A 19175-nucleotide genomic window follows, 5' to 3' on the forward strand; every position below is an offset into this window, starting at 1 on the left:
AGCCATGAATGATGTAACCTTAATCGGCCAATTCTTCGATTTTCTTGAAAACAATAATGGACAAATTGAAGATTTATACCTATCAAAGACAAAGAAACAAAAACTTGAGTCACTGATTGGAGCAGAAAAAGCAAAAAACTTTGAAGTAATTGTTGCGCATACCTCGCATTCATTAGTATGCTTCTGGGTTCTGAATGAAACGACTCCAAAGCAAAAACATCCAATCGTGTGGCTTGACAGTGAAGGGGCACCAAACAGTGTATTCGCACAAAACTTTGAAGAGTTTTTGTCATTGATTCCGTACGGTTCGGGTACCATTTACGATATATTATCGTCCTGGTTAGACTATATGGATGAGCCGGATTCTACTGAACCACCACTGGAAAGGTTTGATAAAATCTATCTGGAAGAATTATTAAATGAGGCAAATGAAAATGAAAATGGACTTAAAGAATTTATACTTTGGTTAAATAAAGTCAATGTAAAAATCGCCGAAAATCCGGTCGAACTGATTCGGAAAGCGATTAAAAAATACCCTGATTTATTACAATAACTGTAATATCCCGCCGGCTTTGGTTAGCCAAACGATGAAAAATTTCAACCACCACCGCTTATGGCTTGATATCCAAGGTACCGAACCAATAAATCAATAAATAAAATCAGATAAATATGCCTACCATCGCCCTTGCCATCCAAAAAGGGGGTTCAGGTAAAACCACCACCGTGATCAACCTGGCTGCAGCACTTCAACAACAAAACAATAAAGTTTTGGTGGTTGACATGGACCCGCAGGCCAACTGCACCCAGGCTTTGGGGATATTGGAGGAACAGGAGCTTGGAATTTACCAATTGCTAAAAAAAGAAGCCTCGGGAGAGGAAATTAACGCAAAGAATGCCATATTGGTAACAAAAGCCGGAGTAGACCTGATTCCCTCCGGCCTGGAGCTGGCCAGCGCGGAAATGGAGCTGGTAAGCGTATATGGGAGAGAGCAGTTGACCAGACAACTGCTTAAACCGCTAAAAGGAGTCTACGATTATATATTCATCGACTGTCCCCCCGCCATTGGCATGTTGACCGTGAATGCCTTGGTAGCGAGTGATTATGTCTTGATGCCTCTGCAGGCCGAATTTCTGCCTTTAAGGGGGGTAAAGAGTTTCCTACGTGCTTTCAGTAAAATCAAAAAACATATCCATCCCCAACTCAAACTGCTCGGTTTCATATTGACAAAATTTGACCGGAGAAAATCCATGAACCGCAGTGTACTCGAACAATTGGAACAGGAATTCGGAAGCAAGGTGTTCCAGACGCATGTCCGTACCAATATTGCCCTGGCAAAAGCCCAGGAAGCGGGCCTCGATATTTTCCATTTTGACAAAAATTCCAATGGTGCATTGGATTATTGTCAATTGGCCCAAGAACTATTAGAATGTATTTCCCATGAACGATAAGCATTTACACCATGCAACGCAGCACAAAAAAATCCCGGAGACATCGTACCCCTCAGGAAAGCGCAGAAAAAAAATTACCGTTCTTTTCAAAGACGCTTGATGGCAATGTGACCACCCGAGGTTTTCAGCCATTTTTCCAGACAAAGCTCCAAATAGGCCAGCCAGGAGACAGGTTTGAGCGGGAAGCAGATACTGTAGCAGACCGGGTTACCAGCAGCATTTCCCACAACCGCAACAAAACCCATCCCGAACGGATATCCCCAATGCCAACCGGAGGATTAAAAGCGGCCCAAAGACAGCAATCAAATCCGGAACAAGAAAGGGCTGCCCCACTGAAAATACAAAGACAAAAAGAACCTGAAGAAGCATCCCTCCAAATGCAAAATATAGAAGAGGAAGAGCCGGTACAAATGGTGGAAGAGGAGGAAGAAACCATGCAAATGAAAGAAACCGAAGAGGAGGAAGAAGTACAAATGCAGGAGGAAGAAGAGGAAGAAGGGGTACAGCTAGCAGAACTTGAGGAAGAAGAAGTACAAATGCAGGCAGAAGAGGAGGAGGAGGAACTACAGATGAAAACTGAACCGGGTAATGCCATTACCACGCAAAAATTGGATAACAAGATCGAAACTTCTTCAGGAAAGGGTGTTCCCCTACCCGATAAGCCCAGAATGGAAATGGAAAACGCCATGGGCGCCAATTTCAGTGAAGTAAGCATACATACAGATATGGATGCGGTGGAAATGAACAAAGCTCTGGGAGCCCAGGCTTTCACCCATGGAAGGGACATCTATTTCAATACCGGAAAATTCAGACCCGAGAGTGCCAATGGAAAAAGACTCCTTGCCCATGAGTTGACCCATGTTATCCAGCAAGGTGCAGCCAAAAACCACACAAAAGGTGGGGCCGGACATCTCTCCGCCGGCACTTCCCATACGGTATCACGGCAGGGGCTGCTTGCCCCGGCACAGGAAATCGCAGCCATCGCTTTCAACAATGGCCGCTACGATGGACGTTCAAAACGCATCATCCAAAACACGGTAGGTGTGGGTGTGGACGGAATAATTGGGCCCATTACAGTGGAGGGGATCGCCACTTTTCAACAGACCCATGGTTTGCCACCCAATGGGCAGGTTGACCTCACTACCCTGAACACCATGGTCCGGACATTGGCCGTTGACGACTTCCACGAACATGCCATCCAGCTTGTGGTGGATTTTCACAACATGAACACTTCGGATGTCTTGAGCATAAGCCATGATCCCTCCCTCCTGTTTCCCACCACCTCGTTCGAATCAGGAAACCTGAGAGTGATACGTGTGGGTAATTTTTCATTCTTGTCGGAAGCGATACTAAGAGTGAGCATACTTTCCCAATTGGCCGTACCGCCGCCTGTGGCAGCCCCTATCGGCCCTATCCCCAACCATCTTAATTTTGCCAGGGAAACTGCGGCAGTCTCGTTCAATAAAATCAAATTCAAAGACAAAAGATCCATCAGAGCGATCCAGGGATTGGTGGGAACAACCATTGACGGGATTTTTGGGCAGGATACGGTGGAAAGGATAGCTGAATTTCAACATCAAAACGGGCTTACCGTAGATGGCAAGGTGGGTGAGCAAACCCTTAGAAGAATGGTCGCCCAATTAGAAACCGACAATCACCATAATGCCGCCATACGCATGATCATGGACTTTTATAGGATAAGTGAGCATGGGGCTTTGTTGGACATCAGTTTTGATCCGGGACTTACCGATTCCAATGCCACTACCGGTGGAATTATACCTGGACCTTCTCTTGTCAAGATAGGGCCACCGGCATTCGCCCAAGGGTTTGCGGGGTTGGTACATACCATTGCCCATGAATTGGAGCATGTGCGTCAAAGAAAAGTGGGGATTCTCAATCAAGACTTAAGGGAGTTTCTGGGAGAACGAATAGAAATCCTCAGTATAGGAATGCCGGAAGAAGATATCGATGGTTTTTTTGATGATGCCAGGAGAGCCTTGTTCCATTGGAACCGGCTTCCCGCGGATGAACAAAGGACCAATTTTTCAAAGTTCGTGGAAGTCCGAAACAAGGTAAGGCGAAGGTTTAATGCCGCCTCAGCGGCTGACCAGGCCACCCATCAAGCCACTATGGATAGCTATAATGCCGTGGTAAGACCTTAACTTGATCAAAACGATTGAATAAAAGCTTTATCAAACATGCAATTGTTATATATTGTGTTGGTTTATTATGGTACAATGGCAGATATAACCGTTTCCCAAGAAAATGACGCGCTGTTTATGGAAAAAGACAATGGGCTCCAATTAAAGATCGAGGTACTCACGGACACAATTCATCTCAATCAACCATTGCCTATCAAGGCTGTCCTTACAAATTGCGGCAATGAACCGGTAATGATAAATAAACGACTGGCTGTGGGTTATGAAAATTCCCTTTCCAGAGAAATATATGTCACTATTACCAAAGAAGGGGACCAGACTGCAGCTGCTTATCATCCCGTGGATATCAACAGGGACTTTTCACCCATAGGCGATTATAAGCTTTTGTATCCACAAAATTCCGTATCAACAACTTTTGATCTTTTCGATTTTTACCGGGTACTGGCCCCAGGTAGATACCGGTTGGCATTTTACTACGAGGCAGGCGAACCCCTGGCCAAAGCGCCCGATAATGTATACAAAGGCAGGGTCAACAGCCAGGTGGTATCCATAGAGGTACTGCCGGGAATACTTCCTGAAAATTAGATGTTTTATTTTTAGATCGATACCCATGCGAACAGCGAACATGATTCCGCAAACCGATTCCATCCCTGTCAGGGCTTTTACTGTATTGGAAGCATTTATATCTGAGCAGATAAAAAGCTATTTTGACCGGGATAAAACCGCAGGGACAACTCATGACCCCAAGTATTTTAACAAAAACGATAAACCCACGCCCTTACTGGATTTTGTGCGGTCCAACAACCTGTCTGTAGCGGAGCAGACCATTTTGCTTCTAGCATTGGCTCCGCATGTCCAACCTGAATATTACGATCGGATCATTCAGGAAAATCTGCCTCAGTCGGGAGATTTCCCTCAATTGGGCGGTGCCAGGGGTAAACATTTCAGGGGGTTCCTTCCTACGGGCGAAACGGTGCTTTTTTTGTTGGGCGGGGACAAAATGGAAAAACGGATAGCCGTTCAACAATACTTCGGTGAGGATCATTTTTTTGCCAAAAGGCGGATTTTATGGCTGGATGATGTGCCGGAGGGTGAACCAAAAATGAGCGGAAAAATCGTGTTGTCCCAGGAATACGTAGACCTGTTCACATCGGGCAAAGTAGCAAAACCCAGATTTAGCATGCACTTCCCGGCTCAGCTGCTGGAGACGGAAATGGAATGGGATGACCTGGTGCTTCATCCCTCCACACAGACTCAAATCCAGGATTTAGAGGTGTGGATCAAGCACCATCATACCTTGATGAACGACTGGGAAATGCACCGCAAACTGAAACCCGGATACCGGGCCCTTTTCCATGGACCTCCAGGTACCGGCAAAACATTGACCGCTTCCCTCCTGGGCAAATACACCGGCAGGGAAGTTTACCGCATTGATCTTTCGATGGTTGTGTCCAAGTTTATTGGGGAGACGGAAAAAAACCTTGCCAATTTGTTTGCAAAAGCGGAAAACAAGGACTGGATTTTATTCTTTGATGAAGCGGACGCGCTTTTCGGCAAACGGACCAATGTGCGCGATGCCCATGACAAATACGCCAACCAAGAAGTGTCCTATCTGCTGCAAAGAGTGGAGCAATATGATGGGTTGGTGATCCTGGCCACCAATCTAAAAAGCAACATTGACGAGGCATTTGCCAGAAGATTCCAGTCCATTATCTATTTTCCCATACCGTCCGAAAGGGAACGCATCCAACTGTGGGAAAAAGCTTTTCCGAAAAAGGTGCAGTTGGATAAGGGCATAGATTTAAGGGCATTGGCCCAAAAGTACGAGATGACGGGATCAGAAATCATGAACATCACCCAATATGCCTGTCTTTGTGCGCTCAACCGCCCCGGCCACCAACTCCAATATGAGGATATTTATGAGGGCATCAAAAAGGAGTTCAAAAAGGTGGAGAGGATAGTTAAGTAAGGGAAGTGTACATTCGCCCATAAGATCGGGGGATTTCCATCCCTGGGTATAACAATGCCACTCGCTAAGCGGGTTTTACCACTGTTTAAAATCTTCTATGACAAGAGTCTAACAGAGGTTTATAGGTTATGGAAGCATAACTTCTCCGGTGAAACCAGTCCTGCCATTGCTCTTTTACAAGATTATACCAGATCAAACGCATAAGCATAGGACAATATATCGCGGAAGGATTTTATCTGAAGTTTTCTGTTGATGTTTTTGCGATGCTGTTCGACGGTTCTTCGGCTAATGAACAACTGATCCGATATTTGAGGGTTGTTGGAGCCCCTGGCCAATAACTTCAGTATTTCAGTTTCCCGGGAAGTGAGATCGTCAAAATCCTTCTTGTGACTGTGCTTAAAATGCTCTTCACTGAGTATCCTCCTTACCTTTTTTGAAATACCCTGCAGGTTTTCAATGGGCATGATAAAAGAAATATAGCCACATGAACCATTGAATTTCTTCATGAACACCAAGCAAATAGAATAGGATTGCATCGCCGGGTTGAAAATCTGAAGGCAATTGGAATATACCAGGTTCCGGCTGTTTGGCTTGAAAAACCTCTTTATTTTCGGCAACTCAAAATGAAGGGTGTGGGGGTGATAAAACTTCTCCAAAAAGCTGCCCTTTATCTTCAGAATGTCTTCATTACTCATGCCAAACCAGTCACAACCCTGTTCGTTCAGATATAAATAATGAAAATTCTCATCAGAATGGTAAAAAATTTCGTTGCACAACTCCCCTATTTCTTCTATAGTTTTGCTCCGACTGGTCAGCAACCGGTCGTACTTTATTAAGTTTTGATACTGTTGGTTAATAATCGATGTCAGCGTTTCCATAGCCAAAATAATCATCGGTAATTCCAAAAACCATAAAAAGCATTTCTTTATTTATACCCTATCCATTCCGTTAAAATTTGAAGGAAAATCCAGACGTAAAACACAATCATCAGAAAAATTTCACATGAAAATCCCCTTCCAGCAGGATTAATGAAATTGCAGGATTGGCAAACTGACTAAAATTTTCCAGCAATAAAATTGCTTTTCAGAAAGAATAAAGAATAAAATCTGTGATTGATTTACACAGAACCTGATTACCCACACAAGAATCATACTTAAGACAAAGATCATAAAAAACATATATAAAAGCAAAAATCATCATGTAAACTATGTGTATTTCAAGAAAAATATAAAAAATAAACATGAAAGAAAGCAATTAAAGATACCGTTTCGATACTTTAAAGCCAAATTCAAATCCTTTTCTCTATTTATGGTACTAAAATTAAATTATTCTGAGGAAATATTTTCCAGAATTTTGTACGTGATCAAATAGGTGGGCCTGACGCCGTCCATGCCTAAAGCACCCGAGGCCAAGGTACCGCCGGTTTCCAGAGGATTATCGGAAGCATAGTAGGCATACAACACTTTTACATTTTTCCTGATACTGTTCCGTATCTTACTAGCTGCCTGTATGGCCTTTTGATAATGGGCTCCTTCCATTTCCAGGCCAATTGCTTTCCAGGATGATTCCATGAAGTACCTCAATACTTCCTTGTTTTGGAGAGAAGTGCCCAGCACCGTGATCATAGCTCCTTCAAAAACGCCCAGGCCATATCCTTCAAAATCCCTTTTGCTTAATTCATTTTTGAAAGGATAATTATCCGCTGTTCCTTCAAACACGTGGCTGGTGGGAATCATGATGTCTCCCTTAGATCCTTTGAGGATTCCTGCTTTCCCCATGATGGCTATTGAAACCACATTTAGGGGTATTTTTCTGTTCTCCACTTCATAAGGTTTCAACAGCTCATCCAGGCATTCATAAGCCTGTTCTCCGAAAGCATAATCCATCACGACAAAAACCGGACTGTCCCTTTTGTCTTTTTTGATGGATATGCCGGGAAGTAAGGTGTCATGTTCCATTTTCCCGGTATCTATGATCTGAACCCCTATATTGGTTCCAGAGGTATCGGGAAGGGAAATAAGTCCATGTTTTGTGGCATAAGACTGAATTTCTTTGCTTTTATTGTTCTTGGCATTGATGCTGATTTGCAAGGCCACTTCTTCTATTTTCTCAAATGAGCTTAAACCCAAAGCCTGGTGACCGTATAACGTATTCACCACACTATGTGGATTGGCACTGATGATGTGTATGGGTTTTTGGAGGAGGTTTTCTTCTTCAAGCACCGCCTTGATCCGGTGGGCCCACAACTCCCCATACACATGGTGTCCTACTCTTTCCCGCAGGGTGGCAGAAAAGGACACTTCCCTGTCGTTTCCTTCCAACACCTCTTCTATCGACAATCTACCCATATTGTAAACAATGGAAAAAAGACTTTTACTGTTTTTAGACTGCTCGAATTTCCTTACGGCTTCATGGGTTTCCTCAAACGTCCTTCCTGTAATATGACTAAGATAGGAACAGGCCGCTTCTTTATTAAAATCCTCTCCATTGTTTTCTTTATCCACAATCTCCTTTAGCATTTTCCAGTTCAGGTTGATCCTGCCCTTTGGATCGGTACTGTTTTTCCTGATCTTTTCAGACTCAATGTATAAAAAGGTCAGGTGGGTGAGTATATCATAAATATCACTTTTTCCCCTGGTCATTTCCACATACATCTGCTCCTCATCCACCCTGTAGCAGTTTCTTTTTCTTTTGACCGGAACCAAAGGCTCGAAAGCAGAATCCTCATAGCCTTCCCTACTGATCAATCGAATATAGCGGCATTCCTCTATCCCCCTCGGCAACCTTTCCATTACATATAAAAGACCATCCAATTCCAGTTTTTCATTATCTGCCACCAAACCATAGATTTCCGGACTCAAGGTCAACAACGCATTGACAAGTGATTCCCCGGATACCCCGGTAGGTTTATAATTACCCCTCATAAAAAGGTGCCTCATGGTTATGTATAACCTTTCAATGGCTGATCTGGATTCCTGGGCTTTTGTTCTTTTCATAGAGATGGCTGATTGGATTATGTTTACAAAAATATCAAATTTTATTTGGCAAGCACCGAAAACGACCACTTATCCTTGACCGGAAGTTACGGTCATGATTGACCCCAAGCACCACTTCTAACAAAAATCCACCACAATACATGAACTTTATACCGTTAATATATGTAGTTAGTAGTATTACTTCCAATCTTAAAGCGAATACATTCATGTATAAAAGTATAAATACATTATTAAAACTGGCCGCAATTGCTACCGCATCTTTGGTCATCTTCTTGGGTTTTACCGTAAGAAATCCTGAAGGTGTGATTTTGGGTAAATGGCAAGAAACAGATTGGACCTATGAAAAAATCGAAAATGAATCCGTATATGATTTAGGGTTGGGGGAGATTAAAAAACATGAGGCAGAACAATGGGTATTCACGGAAGACAACCGTGTTAAATTTTATAAGAATGGCCAGAAAATGGCGGCAGCTACCTGGACGATCAAAGGGAGGGGCCACATCCTGCGGATAGATCACGAAGACGGCAGCATGGAATTGTTCGATATCAAAGAGCTGAACGATGACGAACTCATCCTCAATTTTGATATTGGGATGGAAACAAGAGGCATTGCCAAACTTATTTTTTCAAGGTAAACTGTAAAGTAATGCTGAAAAAAAATAAGGAGCGCCGCTCAATTAAAGAAAACCTGTTGCTGGCAGCCACCACAGCATCTGCTTCCGGCATCACCAATGTGGCCAGCGTCATTGCTTTTTTTGCTTTTACTTCCAATGTTACCGGTCATGTAGCCATTTTTGCTGAAGAAGTGGTGAAAGGACATTGGCATCAAGTGTACATTGTTTTGGTGTGGTTACTGCTTTTTTTATTCGGCGCCTTTCTGGCCAATTACCTGATCAGCTCCATTGCGAAAAAAGGCAGGTATTTGTCCCATGCAGCTCCGGTCTTTATAGAGATTCTTGTTTTATCGGTCATAGCCATTTATGGACACTATTACTATGAGGAAACCTTAAGGGAAACAGAATGTCTTGTCGGGGGACTTCTCTTTTGCATGGGTTTGCAAAACAGCATGGTTTCTACCATTTCAGGGGGAGTCGTCAAAACCACCCACGTCACCGGACTGTTCACCGATCTGGGAGCCGAACTTTCCCAATGGCTACATCCCATTACACCCCGGTCTAAAGTATTGAAAGAACGTCTGACGCTTCGCTTTACTGTTTTGGGTTTTTACATTATTGGGGGGTTAGTGGGTGGCTGGTTTTTTCTTAAATACGATTTTCTGGCTTTTTTTCTGGTAATTTTAATATTAATTTTCGTCGTATATTATGACATGACACGGGTAATTACTAAACTCACAATCAGAAAAATCAAAAAGCCTGCTTACGTGGTGCAGGAACAAAATTAAGGAATACACAGTAAACCCAAATTTAAATGATGGAAATACAGATGCATTATCCGGAAAATGATCAACTTTTTCTGAAAAATCCGGGATCCTCTGAATTGGGCCACAAAATAATCAACAAAAGTATTTACCATATCAAAGAACTTGGTCTGGAAGGCTTTACTTTCAAAAAACTGGCATCAGAAATTGGATCTAACGAAGCCTCGATATACAGGTATTTTGAGAACAAACATAACCTGCTGGTCTACCTGATTTCCATTTATTGGGAGATACTGGATTTTAAGATTATTTTCAATGTACAAAACATTTCGTCCCCAAAAACAAAGTTGAAGAAAATGATAGAGGTGCTTACAGACATTGAAAACTCTTCACCGAAAATAAAAAACCTGGATGTAAACGCCCTCCACAGCATTGTGGTGGAGGAGTCCGCCAAAGCTTATCTTACAAAAAAAGTAGAAGTGGAACTTCAAAAAGGTTTTTTCGAATCTTATGAAAAATTAATAAACACCATAGCTGGTCTGTTTATTGAAGCCAGTAAAAAATATGAATTTCCCAGGGCATTGGCCATTAATCTGCTGGAAACCACTTTTGAGCAATTTTATTTCAGTCAGCATTTAGGCTCTTGGACAGAACTTAAGGGGAAAAACCTGAGTTCGAAGGATGTCAAAAGGTTCCTGGAATCCCTGATTTTCTCCGTCCTTAACCTGAAAGACAAGGATTGATGCGGTCTTTTTCATTGACATCATGACCTGATCCTGTCTTTAAAAAACTTCCGGAATTTTTCCACCTTGGGTTTAATGACAAACTGACAATAAGGTTCTGATCCGTGAAGCTCAAAATAGTTTGAATGGTAGTCTTCTGCGGGATAGAAATTGGAAAAAGCGGTGATTTCTGTAACCACTGGGCTGTCAAAAATTTTTTCGTGTTCCAGTTTATCCATGAATGCCTCCGCAATCTCTTTTTGCTCCATACTGTGATAGAATATCACTGAACGGTATTGAGGCCCTACATCACCTCCTTGGCGATTGAGTGTAGTGGGATCATGACTGGTCCAAAATATCTCCAAAAGGTCTTCAAATGAGATGATGGTCGGATCGTAGATCATCTGTATTACTTCGGCATGGCCTGTGGTACCTGTTACCACTTCTTTGTAAGCGGGCGACACCCGATGTCCACCGGAAAATCCCGATCTGACTTTTTCCACTCCTCTTAACTGCTGGAAAATAGCTTCTGTACACCAGAAACAACCTGCGCCCAGTGTGGCCACTTCTTTGCCTTCAGGAACCTCTACATCCGTTTTGGGTAATTCCATCTTTAATTAATGTTTAAGTTTTATTTTAACAGAACCGGGTGGGAAAAAGTTTTTGTCCACACTATGATCTTTCTGCGTCACTTCGATTTTATCTTCCCGATACAGTTCCATCATCATCGCTATTACATCGTCCACAAAGAATTTCCAGTCGTAGGGATAGAGCCATTGGGCAACATCCGTGGGCGTAAAATATTTGCCCTTCTTCCTCTTTGCCATTTCCATAATGGCTACCGAGAGTATATTTTTCTTTTCCCTCTCCATCAACTAAACAGTCCAAGCTGCCCCCTGCTTTTGAATACAGTCATATCAAAATCCGGCATTTCCCTGTCTTTAAGATATTTTTTGACAGATGTTCTGAAAAGCTTTTCTATCGTAGTGGCCAAAGGTCCAGTGCCCTTAATCCTCCTGCCCCATTCGGAATCATTGGCCCTTCCTCCATGCAAAGAGGCTACCTGATGCATCACCTTTGCGTACCTGTCGGGAAAATTTTCTTTCAACCAATTTTCAAATATTTCCTTGATGGTCCCATTGAGCCTTACAACGGTATATCCGGCCGCTAATGCGCCCGCCTCTCCGGCTAACCGGATGATCTTATGGATATCGGATAGGTTCAGCCCGGGTATAATCGGTGCAACCATTACCCCACAAGGGATCCCATATCCTGAAAATTTATCAATCAGCTCCAGCTTTTTTTCTGCTGTAGCGGTTCTGGGCTCCATTTTCAGCTTCAGTTCCCTATCCAAATGATTGATTGAAAAATACACATGAACCAAGCGCTTATTTGCCAGCTGCCTGAGAACATCAGCATCTCTTTCAATCAAAGCATTTTTGGTCACCATGCTTATGGGGTGGCCGTATTTCAGACATAGCTTTAAAATGCCTCTGGTGAGTTGAAACTTTTTTTCCAAAGGCTGGTAGCAGTCCGTATTTCCGGACAGCATGATAGGCTGGGGTTTATACCTTTTGCTTTTAAACTCCTTTTCGAGTTGCTCCACTATATTGCTTTTCACCAATATCTTGGTTTCAAAACCCAATCCTGCATCAAATCCCCAATATTGATGGCTGTTTCTTGCGTAACAATATATGCAGCCATGTTCGCAGCCCGAATACGGATTAACCGAGTAGCTAAGCCTGAGATCAGGGCTGTCATTTTTGCTTAATGCAGACTTGGCTTGGATAAACAGGTATGCTGTGGCCGGTTTTTCGGTAATAGCCGGCTCGTCAATCCCCTCTAAATATTCCTGGACCGTATCCGTTTTTGAATAGGGGTTTTTTGGTTGTATACTCGCCCCTCTTCCCTTAAACAACTCATTTTTCATATTTACTAATTTAAAAAATTTATCCGGATATCAATACCTATTTCGGATTCAGACATTGCAGATAATGATAAAAGCCGGCGGAAAATTTTTTAGGGTAAAAGCAGTCCTGATACTTCTGAAATATGAGGCAAACTGGAACCTTAGCAAGTAAGAATAACAAATTTGGATAAAGAAGCCGTGGGGTTTTAAAAATTGGCTGCTCTTTTTATAGATCATGCTTCTGGTCTCCTTAGGAATAAGGCTAAAGGGAAGAGAAGAAAGGATCAGGTCTATGGTTCTTCCTTCCAGGTATTTGTCCATGTTTTCAGCCGAATCACAGATGATTTTAACATTTTCCCCTCTGAATTGTTTTTTTAGATTTTTGCAGAAATTTTCACTGATTTCAAAAACCAGAAGCGTGGCGTCATCATCCATTCTATCTATAATCCCCTTCGTAATGCTCCCATCTCCTCCCCCCAACTCCACTATGGTTTTGGCACCTCTGAAATTTGCAAAAGATAACATTTTGTTGACCAAAGATTTAGAACTAAAAGTAATGGCACCTGTGGTCTTTATGTTGGTAAACAGCTCCTTGAAGAGAGAACTTTTATTCATTGGGATATTTAAAATTAACTGCCAATATAACTATTTTTTTTTACAAAATTTAAGTAAAAATCCAAATTTGCACCGAGTAAAATAAATCCTTTCAGGCCGCTACTTATATTCTTTTCAGCGGAATAGAGAAAATTTTTCTCCCTTACAGCGTCAGGTATCAAAATGAAGATAATTACCATTCTTCTACCAAAAGCAGACTTTTGAAGAAGAAAGTTTACATATCATTCCTTGATTCATTATTTTGCCCCCCAGTTTCTAAAAGCCTATTTGAATGCCATCAGTCATCTGGAGACCTTTTGTGGTGATCTTACTTTTGACCCTTCCGTTATCCGGAACGATATCATTTGCCCAAAGCGACAAAACCGGAGAGAGAAGGGTAAGCGATACCTATGTAATCACCAATGCCACGATAATTCCTGAACCCGGGAAAATCCTTACCAGGCAACACCTGCTCTTTTCAGAGGGGGTAATCAAAGATATTGGTGATGACATTCATATCCCTGCCCATGCACAAAAAATAAAAGGGGACACGCTTTTTTTATATCCCGGGTTTATCGATATGGCCAACAAAATAGGGGTAAGTAAGCCTAACATCCCGGAAAAACCGGCCGATTTTGACCCGTCAAACCCTCTACCTGAAATTGCCGGCATCCATCCGCATTTCAGCGTACTGGATCATTACTCCCAAAATAACGACCAGGATGCTGATTGGCGAAAACTGGGGTTTACCATAGCACAAAAACTGCCGATGGGCAATGGTATGCTTCCGGGAACCACAGCGGTGGTCCTTTATGGCCATAAAGACAAAAACAATATACTGGATGAGAAGCATTCCCTATACGCCAAATTCAGTACGGTCGGAGGAGTGTATCCCAATACTACCTTAGGTGTCATGGCCAAATGGAGGGATTTATACCATAATGCCGGTCTTCACAGCACGCACACAAGCCACTATTCCAGTAACCGTATCTCCATACGACCTGAACAGAATAAAATATTGGAGGCCCTATCCCCCATATGGGAAAAGCAACTTCCGGTTCTTTTTGAAGTCTCCAATGAATTGGAAATGAGGAGGGCTATCAAGCTTAGGGATGAAGCTCCGTTTCATCTGGTACTGAACGGTGTGAATGAGGGAGAACAACTCCTTCCTATCATCAGGAAAGAAAAAATCGACGTTGTCCTTACCCTGAATCTGCCGAAGGATAAACATGGGTCAAATGAAGATCAAAGTCCGGAAGAAACGCATGCTGATTATGAAGCAAGATTGAAAAGATCGAAAGAGGCCTATCATAAAGCGCTGTCGCTGGCGGGTGAATACGAAAAGGCTGGGATTCCGTTTTCATTTACGACCAAGCATCTGGCCAAAAATGACTTTTTTGACAATCTTAAATTAATGATAGAAAAAGGTCTGTCAAAAGACGGTGCTTTGGCAGCGCTGACCATTAATCCTGCCGGTTTGCTTGGACTGGAATCAAGGGCAGGCACCTTGGAAAAAGGAAAGATGGCCAATCTCATTGCCCTGACTGACACGTTATTTCATGAAGATGCAGAAATATCCTTTGTGGTAGTAGACGGTTATCTTTTCAAATATGAGACAAATAACGGGAAGAATGGGAAGAAAGATGAATCCCAATATTGGACTTATACTGCCGAGACAGATGCCGGTACTTCCCAAGGCCACTGGAAACTGAATAAAACAGCTGATGGTTACGAAGGGACCGTTACTTATGATGACCCGGACGGCGGCGGCGAAAAGAGCGTGCCCATGCAGAATATAAAGGTAGATGCTACCCGTATGAGGTTTGAATTTCATGTAGATGCCGGTGGAAACAAATTGTTTATCAAAATAGACGGAGATATAAGCGGCGATGAATTGACGGGAAAATTAAACATCATTGATTTCGGCAGTTTTCCCATAAAGGCCAAAAAAACGGAAAAACCTGATTGAGAATGAGAATAGGATTGATAGTCGGTATATTTTTACTGTTTGGGGCGTTACCCGGCTTTTCTCAAACAGAAAACGGAGACGTTTTGATAAAAAATGGCACCGTAATGACCATTACCCATGGCGTATTGGAAAATACGGATATCCTGGTGGAAAAAGGCACCATTACAAAAATCGGCCGGAACCTTAATGTTAAAAAAGATATCCAAATCGTAGATGCTTCAGGCAAGTACGTGATGCCTGGGATTATTGATGCCCATTCGCATATTGCCCTGGATGCGGTTAATGAGGCAAGCAGCCCAATCACCGCGGAGGTAAAAATGGAAGATGTAGTCAATCCTTTCGATGTCGGCATCTATAGGGCTTTGGCGGGCGGAGTGACCATCTCCCACGCCATGCACGGATCGGCCAATGTCATTGGCGGTCAAAACATTACGCTAAAGCACCGTTATGGCACGTTTGATCCTGCAGCGTTGTTGATGGAGGAAGCACCAAGGACTATCAAATTTGCCTTGGGGGAAAATCCAACCCGCGTGCATGGGAGGGGAAAAAACCTCCAACCAAAAACAAGAATGGGGGTAGAAGCCGTCATCCGGAACGGCTTTGAGGAAGCGATTGAATACAAGAAAAAATGGAATAAATACCACAATGCCGTTGCCAAAAAGTCCAATGGTGTCCCCCCACCGGTTTACAGTTATAGACTGGAGACCCTGGCAGATATCCTTGAAGGTAAAATCATCATCCATTGTCATTCATACCGGGCCGATGAAATATACATGTTGATAAAGCTGTGCAGGGAATACAATATTGATAAGATCGTGTTTTCACATGTTAACGAAGGTTTTAAAGTGGCTCCGGAACTCGCCAAATACACGATGGGAGCATCCATCTTTTCCGATTGGTGGGCCTATAAATTTGAAGTGTACTATTCCACAGCCTTCAACGCCGCTGTGCTTACCCGCAATGGCGTGATCACCTCCATTAATTCTGATTCGGGGGAAGTGATCCGCCACCTTTACCATGAAGCCGCCAAATCACAGCGCTACGGGGACCTGAGTGATGAAGAGGCCCTGGCCCTGATCACCATCAATCCTGCCAGGCAGCTGGGAATAGACCGGTTTGTAGGTTCTATAGAAGAAGGAAAGCACGGTGACCTGGTTATATTTGACCAGCATCCCCTTTCTATCTATGCCGTACCGCAAATGACCTTTATAGACGGCATTGCTTATTTTGATATAGAAAAAGACAAAGATGATCAAAGACTTAAAATAAATCCCAATGAAACCGTAGAACCGGTATATATCAAAGAGCATCAGCATAATTGCATGCAGAATGTAGATTTCTATTTCACAAACTTCGGCAGAAGCCTGTTCGAACATAGGCATTAAACCTTCAATAAATCCACCGGTATTGACGATAGAAAATAGCAACATATGAATAAAGCAAGGTTTGTTTTCATCATCCTTTTTTTTGTACTGGCCTTTCAAGGTTTTTCCCAAATTGAGGGAGAGGTCGTGAAGCCCGTTAAAGGGCATTTTTTACTCCGAAATGCCACCCTGTTTACCGTTACCCAGGGCATCAAGGAAAACACCGATCTTGAAATAGCCCATGGAAAAATCGTAGCCATTGGGCAATCCCTGCCTATCGGAGAGGCTACGGTGATCGACTGCGGGGGCAAATATATTTACCCTGGGTTTATTGACGGGGGGAGCCGGCTGGGCTTGGTGGAAGTAGGGTCACTGGCGGAAACCCAGGATTACCTGGAAATAGGTAACGTAACCCCCCATATGATGGCCCTGACCGCCATCAATCCCAACTCTGTAGCCATTCCTGTTACAAGGGTCAGTGGGGTTACCAATACGCTTACGGTCCCTCAGGGGGGGTATTTTCCGGGAACTGCCGCATTGATCAGCCTGAATGGTTACACTCCGGACCAGATGTATGCAGGATACCAGGGTGTGGTACTGAGGTTTCCCTCCACTGCCAAAAGAAGTACGTATGACAACCGAAGCGACGAAACCATTAGAACCGAAGCTGAAAAAGCTTTAAAAAACCTGAATGAAATATGGGAGCGGGCAGAAACCTACCATACACTCAAACAAGCCGGTGGCGAGCTTCCTTATTACCCCGAGATGGAGCAATTGTCCAAGGCCGTTTCAGGGGAATTGCCCCTACTCTTGGAAGTAAATTCAGCTAAAGACATTGTGGCTGCTTTGGCTTGGCTCAAAGACAAGAATTTAGATGTTATCCTTACAGGGGTTTCCGAAGGCTGGAGGGTTGCTGATAAAATAGCTTCCGCTAAGCTCCCGGTGATAACAGGTCCTGTGCTATCCCTACCCAGCCGGAATTCGGACCGGTATGACGCCGCATACACCAATGCGGCCAAGCTGCATAAAGCGGGGGTAAAAGTAGCCTTAAGAACGGATGGTGCAGAAAATGTAAGGAACCTGCCCTTCAATGCAGGCTTTGCCGCGGCCTATGGAATGGGCAGAGAGGAAGCGCTCAAAGCCATCACCATAAATCCCGCAGAGATGTTCAAAGTGAGTGACCAACTCGGTTCGCTGGAAACCGGCAAAAATGCTACCCTTTTTATAGCTGATGGGGATCCTTTTGAACCGAAGACCCAAATTATCCACGTTTTCATTGATGGCTACAAAATCCCGATGACCAACCGACATATCAGGTTGTACCAGGAATTTTTGGACAGGGGGTTTGACGATGCAGAATAATGGTTCAGAAACACCTTCTTTGATATTTTTTTATAATTTTAGAAGGTAAATCGTATTCAGCATGAACACTATCAGGAAAGCATGGTCTGTTTTATTGTTCCCCATTTTGGTTTCTGGCTGTGAGCCGGGAAATCAACAAGCGGAAATTAAGGAGGAAATAACTCACCTGCAAAAAAAACATGCCCCGGATAAACGGGTGGCTTTGTTTGAAGTGGAATGGAAAGATGGTAAGTTAACGGGAGAAACAGACCTTCCGGAAGCCCATTTAGAACTGCTTCAAAGGCTGGATGAGAAAAACATTGGATACAAGGATGAAATAAAGGTTTTGCCTGAACCGGGGCTTGGAAACCAAACACAGGCCTTGGTAACCCTTTCCGTAGCCAATATCCGCAGTCAGCCAAAGCACTCGGCGGAACTGGCCACACAAGCTTTAATGGGTACCGCCCTAAAAGTCCTGAAAAAGCAGGATAGCTGGTACCTTGTGCAGACACCTGATAAATACATCTCTTGGGTAGATGCAGCAGGAATCCATTTAATGACGGCAACAGAGATGCAAAGATGGGTTGATGTCCCTAAGCTGGTTTGTACTGAGATGATTGCCTATGTTTACCAAGATGACGAGTTGAACAATAAAGTCAGCGACATTACGGCTGGAAATATTCTTGAGATGCTCGGTGAAACCCCCCATTCTTATACAGTAATGTTGCCAGACGGAAGAAAGGGGCATATGAAGAAAACCGAAGGTGTAACCTATGAAAACTGGGTCCGTACAAGGCTTGCTTCTGATGAAAACCTGATCCGGACAGCCAAAGATATGATGGGAGCACCTTATCTCTGGGGAGGCACATCACCGAAAGGGGTAGATTGTAGCGGCTTTACGAAAACCATCTACTTTCTGAATGGTATGGTGATCCCGAGAGATGCGTCCCAGCAGGTAAATGAAGGGGAGGAAATTGATCACCGGAAAGATTGGAGTCAATTGCAGGTCGGGGATCTCCTTTTTTTTGGAACACCCGCTACTGAGAGCAGCCCAGAGCGGGTAGTCCACGTAGGGATGTGGATAGGAAACAAATCATTTATTCATTCCAGAGGGCGGGTGAGAATCAGCAGTTTTGATCCCGGGGATGAAAACTTTGACGAATACGAATTAAACAGGTACCTCCGTACCAAAAGAATAAGAAACCATGCCAGCAACAACATTTTTAGTGTAAAAGATTTAACATTCCTTCTATAGTCAGGGCATGGCCACCGGCTATTATGATACCTGGCTTTTTAAGCTCGGTAAATTCCCCTACCTTTGCACG

At 43.4% G+C, this 19175-nt stretch carries 18 protein-coding genes; 12 read left to right on the top strand and 6 right to left on the bottom strand.

Going from position 1 to position 19175, the window contains the following annotated elements; translation table 11 throughout:
• The first annotated feature begins 4 nt into the window (after positions 1-4).
• The 5 genes from ACFPFU_RS19665 to ACFPFU_RS19685 all read left to right on the top strand — a co-directional run bounded on the left by ACFPFU_RS19665 (position 5) and on the right by ACFPFU_RS19685 (position 5577).
• The gene (locus ACFPFU_RS19665) at positions 5-553 is read left to right on the top strand and encodes a hypothetical protein (protein WP_377067292.1); all 549 of its coding nucleotides are present in this window, start codon (positions 5-7) and stop codon (positions 551-553) included.
• Positions 554-669: 116 nt separating this feature from the next.
• A complete protein-coding gene (locus ACFPFU_RS19670) occupies positions 670-1449 on the top strand; it encodes a ParA family protein (RefSeq protein ID WP_377067294.1) in 780 nt (259 codons plus the stop codon).
• Between the two features lie 11 nt (positions 1450-1460).
• Positions 1461-3611: an eCIS core domain-containing protein gene (locus tag ACFPFU_RS19675; protein ID WP_377067296.1), complete on the top strand. Its 2151-nt coding sequence runs from the start codon at positions 1461-1463 to the stop codon at positions 3609-3611.
• 36 nt (positions 3612-3647) lie between these two features.
• Positions 3648-4193, top strand: coding sequence for a hypothetical protein (locus ACFPFU_RS19680; RefSeq protein WP_377067298.1), 546 nt, complete (start codon positions 3648-3650; stop codon positions 4191-4193).
• A 25-nt stretch (positions 4194-4218) separates the two neighbouring features.
• Positions 4219-5577: an ATP-binding protein gene (locus ACFPFU_RS19685; RefSeq protein WP_377067300.1), complete on the top strand. Its 1359-nt coding sequence runs from the start codon at positions 4219-4221 to the stop codon at positions 5575-5577.
• A 182-nt stretch (positions 5578-5759) separates the two neighbouring features.
• On the opposite strand, the gene ACFPFU_RS19690 is transcribed toward ACFPFU_RS19685, so the two are convergent.
• Positions 5760-6455, bottom strand: coding sequence for a response regulator transcription factor (locus ACFPFU_RS19690; RefSeq protein WP_377067302.1), 696 nt, complete (start codon positions 6453-6455; stop codon positions 5760-5762).
• A gap of 447 nt (positions 6456-6902) precedes the next feature.
• On the bottom strand, positions 6903-8573 hold the full coding sequence (locus ACFPFU_RS19695) for a DUF6909 family protein (protein WP_377067304.1): 1671 nt from the start codon (positions 8571-8573) through the stop codon (positions 6903-6905).
• 206 nt (positions 8574-8779) lie between these two features.
• On the opposite strand from ACFPFU_RS19695, the gene ACFPFU_RS19700 reads away from it, so the two are divergent.
• The 3 genes from ACFPFU_RS19700 to ACFPFU_RS19710 are packed head-to-tail and all read left to right on the top strand — an operon-like array spanning position 8780 to position 10694.
• Positions 8780-9208: a lipocalin-like domain-containing protein gene (locus ACFPFU_RS19700; protein WP_377067306.1), complete on the top strand. Its 429-nt coding sequence runs from the start codon at positions 8780-8782 to the stop codon at positions 9206-9208.
• Between the two features lie 11 nt (positions 9209-9219).
• Entirely contained in the window at positions 9220-9975 is a 756-nt protein-coding gene (locus tag ACFPFU_RS19705; RefSeq protein WP_377067308.1) for a YoaK family protein, read from the top strand.
• 26 nt (positions 9976-10001) lie between these two features.
• Complete coding sequence (locus ACFPFU_RS19710) at positions 10002-10694, top strand: TetR/AcrR family transcriptional regulator (RefSeq protein ID WP_377067310.1); 693 nt, start codon at positions 10002-10004, stop codon at positions 10692-10694.
• 20 nt (positions 10695-10714) lie between these two features.
• On the opposite strand, the gene msrA is transcribed toward ACFPFU_RS19710, so the two are convergent.
• From msrA to ACFPFU_RS19730, 4 genes are read right to left on the bottom strand one after another with little or no spacing between them, the layout of a single operon-like run.
• Positions 10715-11284, bottom strand: a complete 570-nt coding sequence (gene msrA, locus ACFPFU_RS19715) for a peptide-methionine (S)-S-oxide reductase MsrA (protein WP_377067312.1) — start codon at positions 11282-11284, stop codon at positions 10715-10717.
• Positions 11285-11290: 6 nt separating this feature from the next.
• A complete protein-coding gene (locus ACFPFU_RS19720; protein ID WP_377067314.1) occupies positions 11291-11545 on the bottom strand; it encodes a DUF3253 domain-containing protein in 255 nt (84 codons plus the stop codon).
• Entirely contained in the window at positions 11545-12603 is a 1059-nt protein-coding gene (locus tag ACFPFU_RS19725; RefSeq protein ID WP_377067316.1) for a PA0069 family radical SAM protein, read from the bottom strand. Before ACFPFU_RS19725 ends, ACFPFU_RS19720 begins: the two co-directional genes overlap by 1 nt.
• A gap of 48 nt (positions 12604-12651) precedes the next feature.
• A complete protein-coding gene (locus tag ACFPFU_RS19730; RefSeq protein ID WP_377067318.1) occupies positions 12652-13197 on the bottom strand; it encodes a class I SAM-dependent methyltransferase in 546 nt (181 codons plus the stop codon).
• Positions 13198-13468: 271 nt separating this feature from the next.
• Here ACFPFU_RS19730 and ACFPFU_RS19735 point away from each other — a divergent pair, with 271 nt between their 5' ends.
• The 4 genes from ACFPFU_RS19735 to ACFPFU_RS19750 all read left to right on the top strand — a co-directional run bounded on the left by ACFPFU_RS19735 (position 13469) and on the right by ACFPFU_RS19750 (position 19105).
• The gene (locus ACFPFU_RS19735; RefSeq protein ID WP_377067320.1) at positions 13469-15145 is read left to right on the top strand and encodes an amidohydrolase family protein; all 1677 of its coding nucleotides are present in this window, start codon (positions 13469-13471) and stop codon (positions 15143-15145) included.
• A 2-nt stretch (positions 15146-15147) separates the two neighbouring features.
• Positions 15148-16530: an amidohydrolase gene (locus ACFPFU_RS19740; RefSeq protein WP_377067322.1), complete on the top strand. Its 1383-nt coding sequence runs from the start codon at positions 15148-15150 to the stop codon at positions 16528-16530.
• Positions 16531-16575: 45 nt separating this feature from the next.
• Positions 16576-17871, top strand: coding sequence for an amidohydrolase family protein (locus ACFPFU_RS19745; protein ID WP_377067324.1), 1296 nt, complete (start codon positions 16576-16578; stop codon positions 17869-17871).
• Positions 17872-17932: 61 nt separating this feature from the next.
• Positions 17933-19105, top strand: coding sequence for a C40 family peptidase (locus ACFPFU_RS19750; protein WP_377067326.1), 1173 nt, complete (start codon positions 17933-17935; stop codon positions 19103-19105).
• The last annotated feature ends 70 nt before the right edge of the window (positions 19106-19175 follow it).

This window comes from Negadavirga shengliensis (assembly GCF_042652345.1).
GTDB lineage: Bacteria > Bacteroidota > Bacteroidia > Cytophagales > Cyclobacteriaceae > Negadavirga > Negadavirga shengliensis.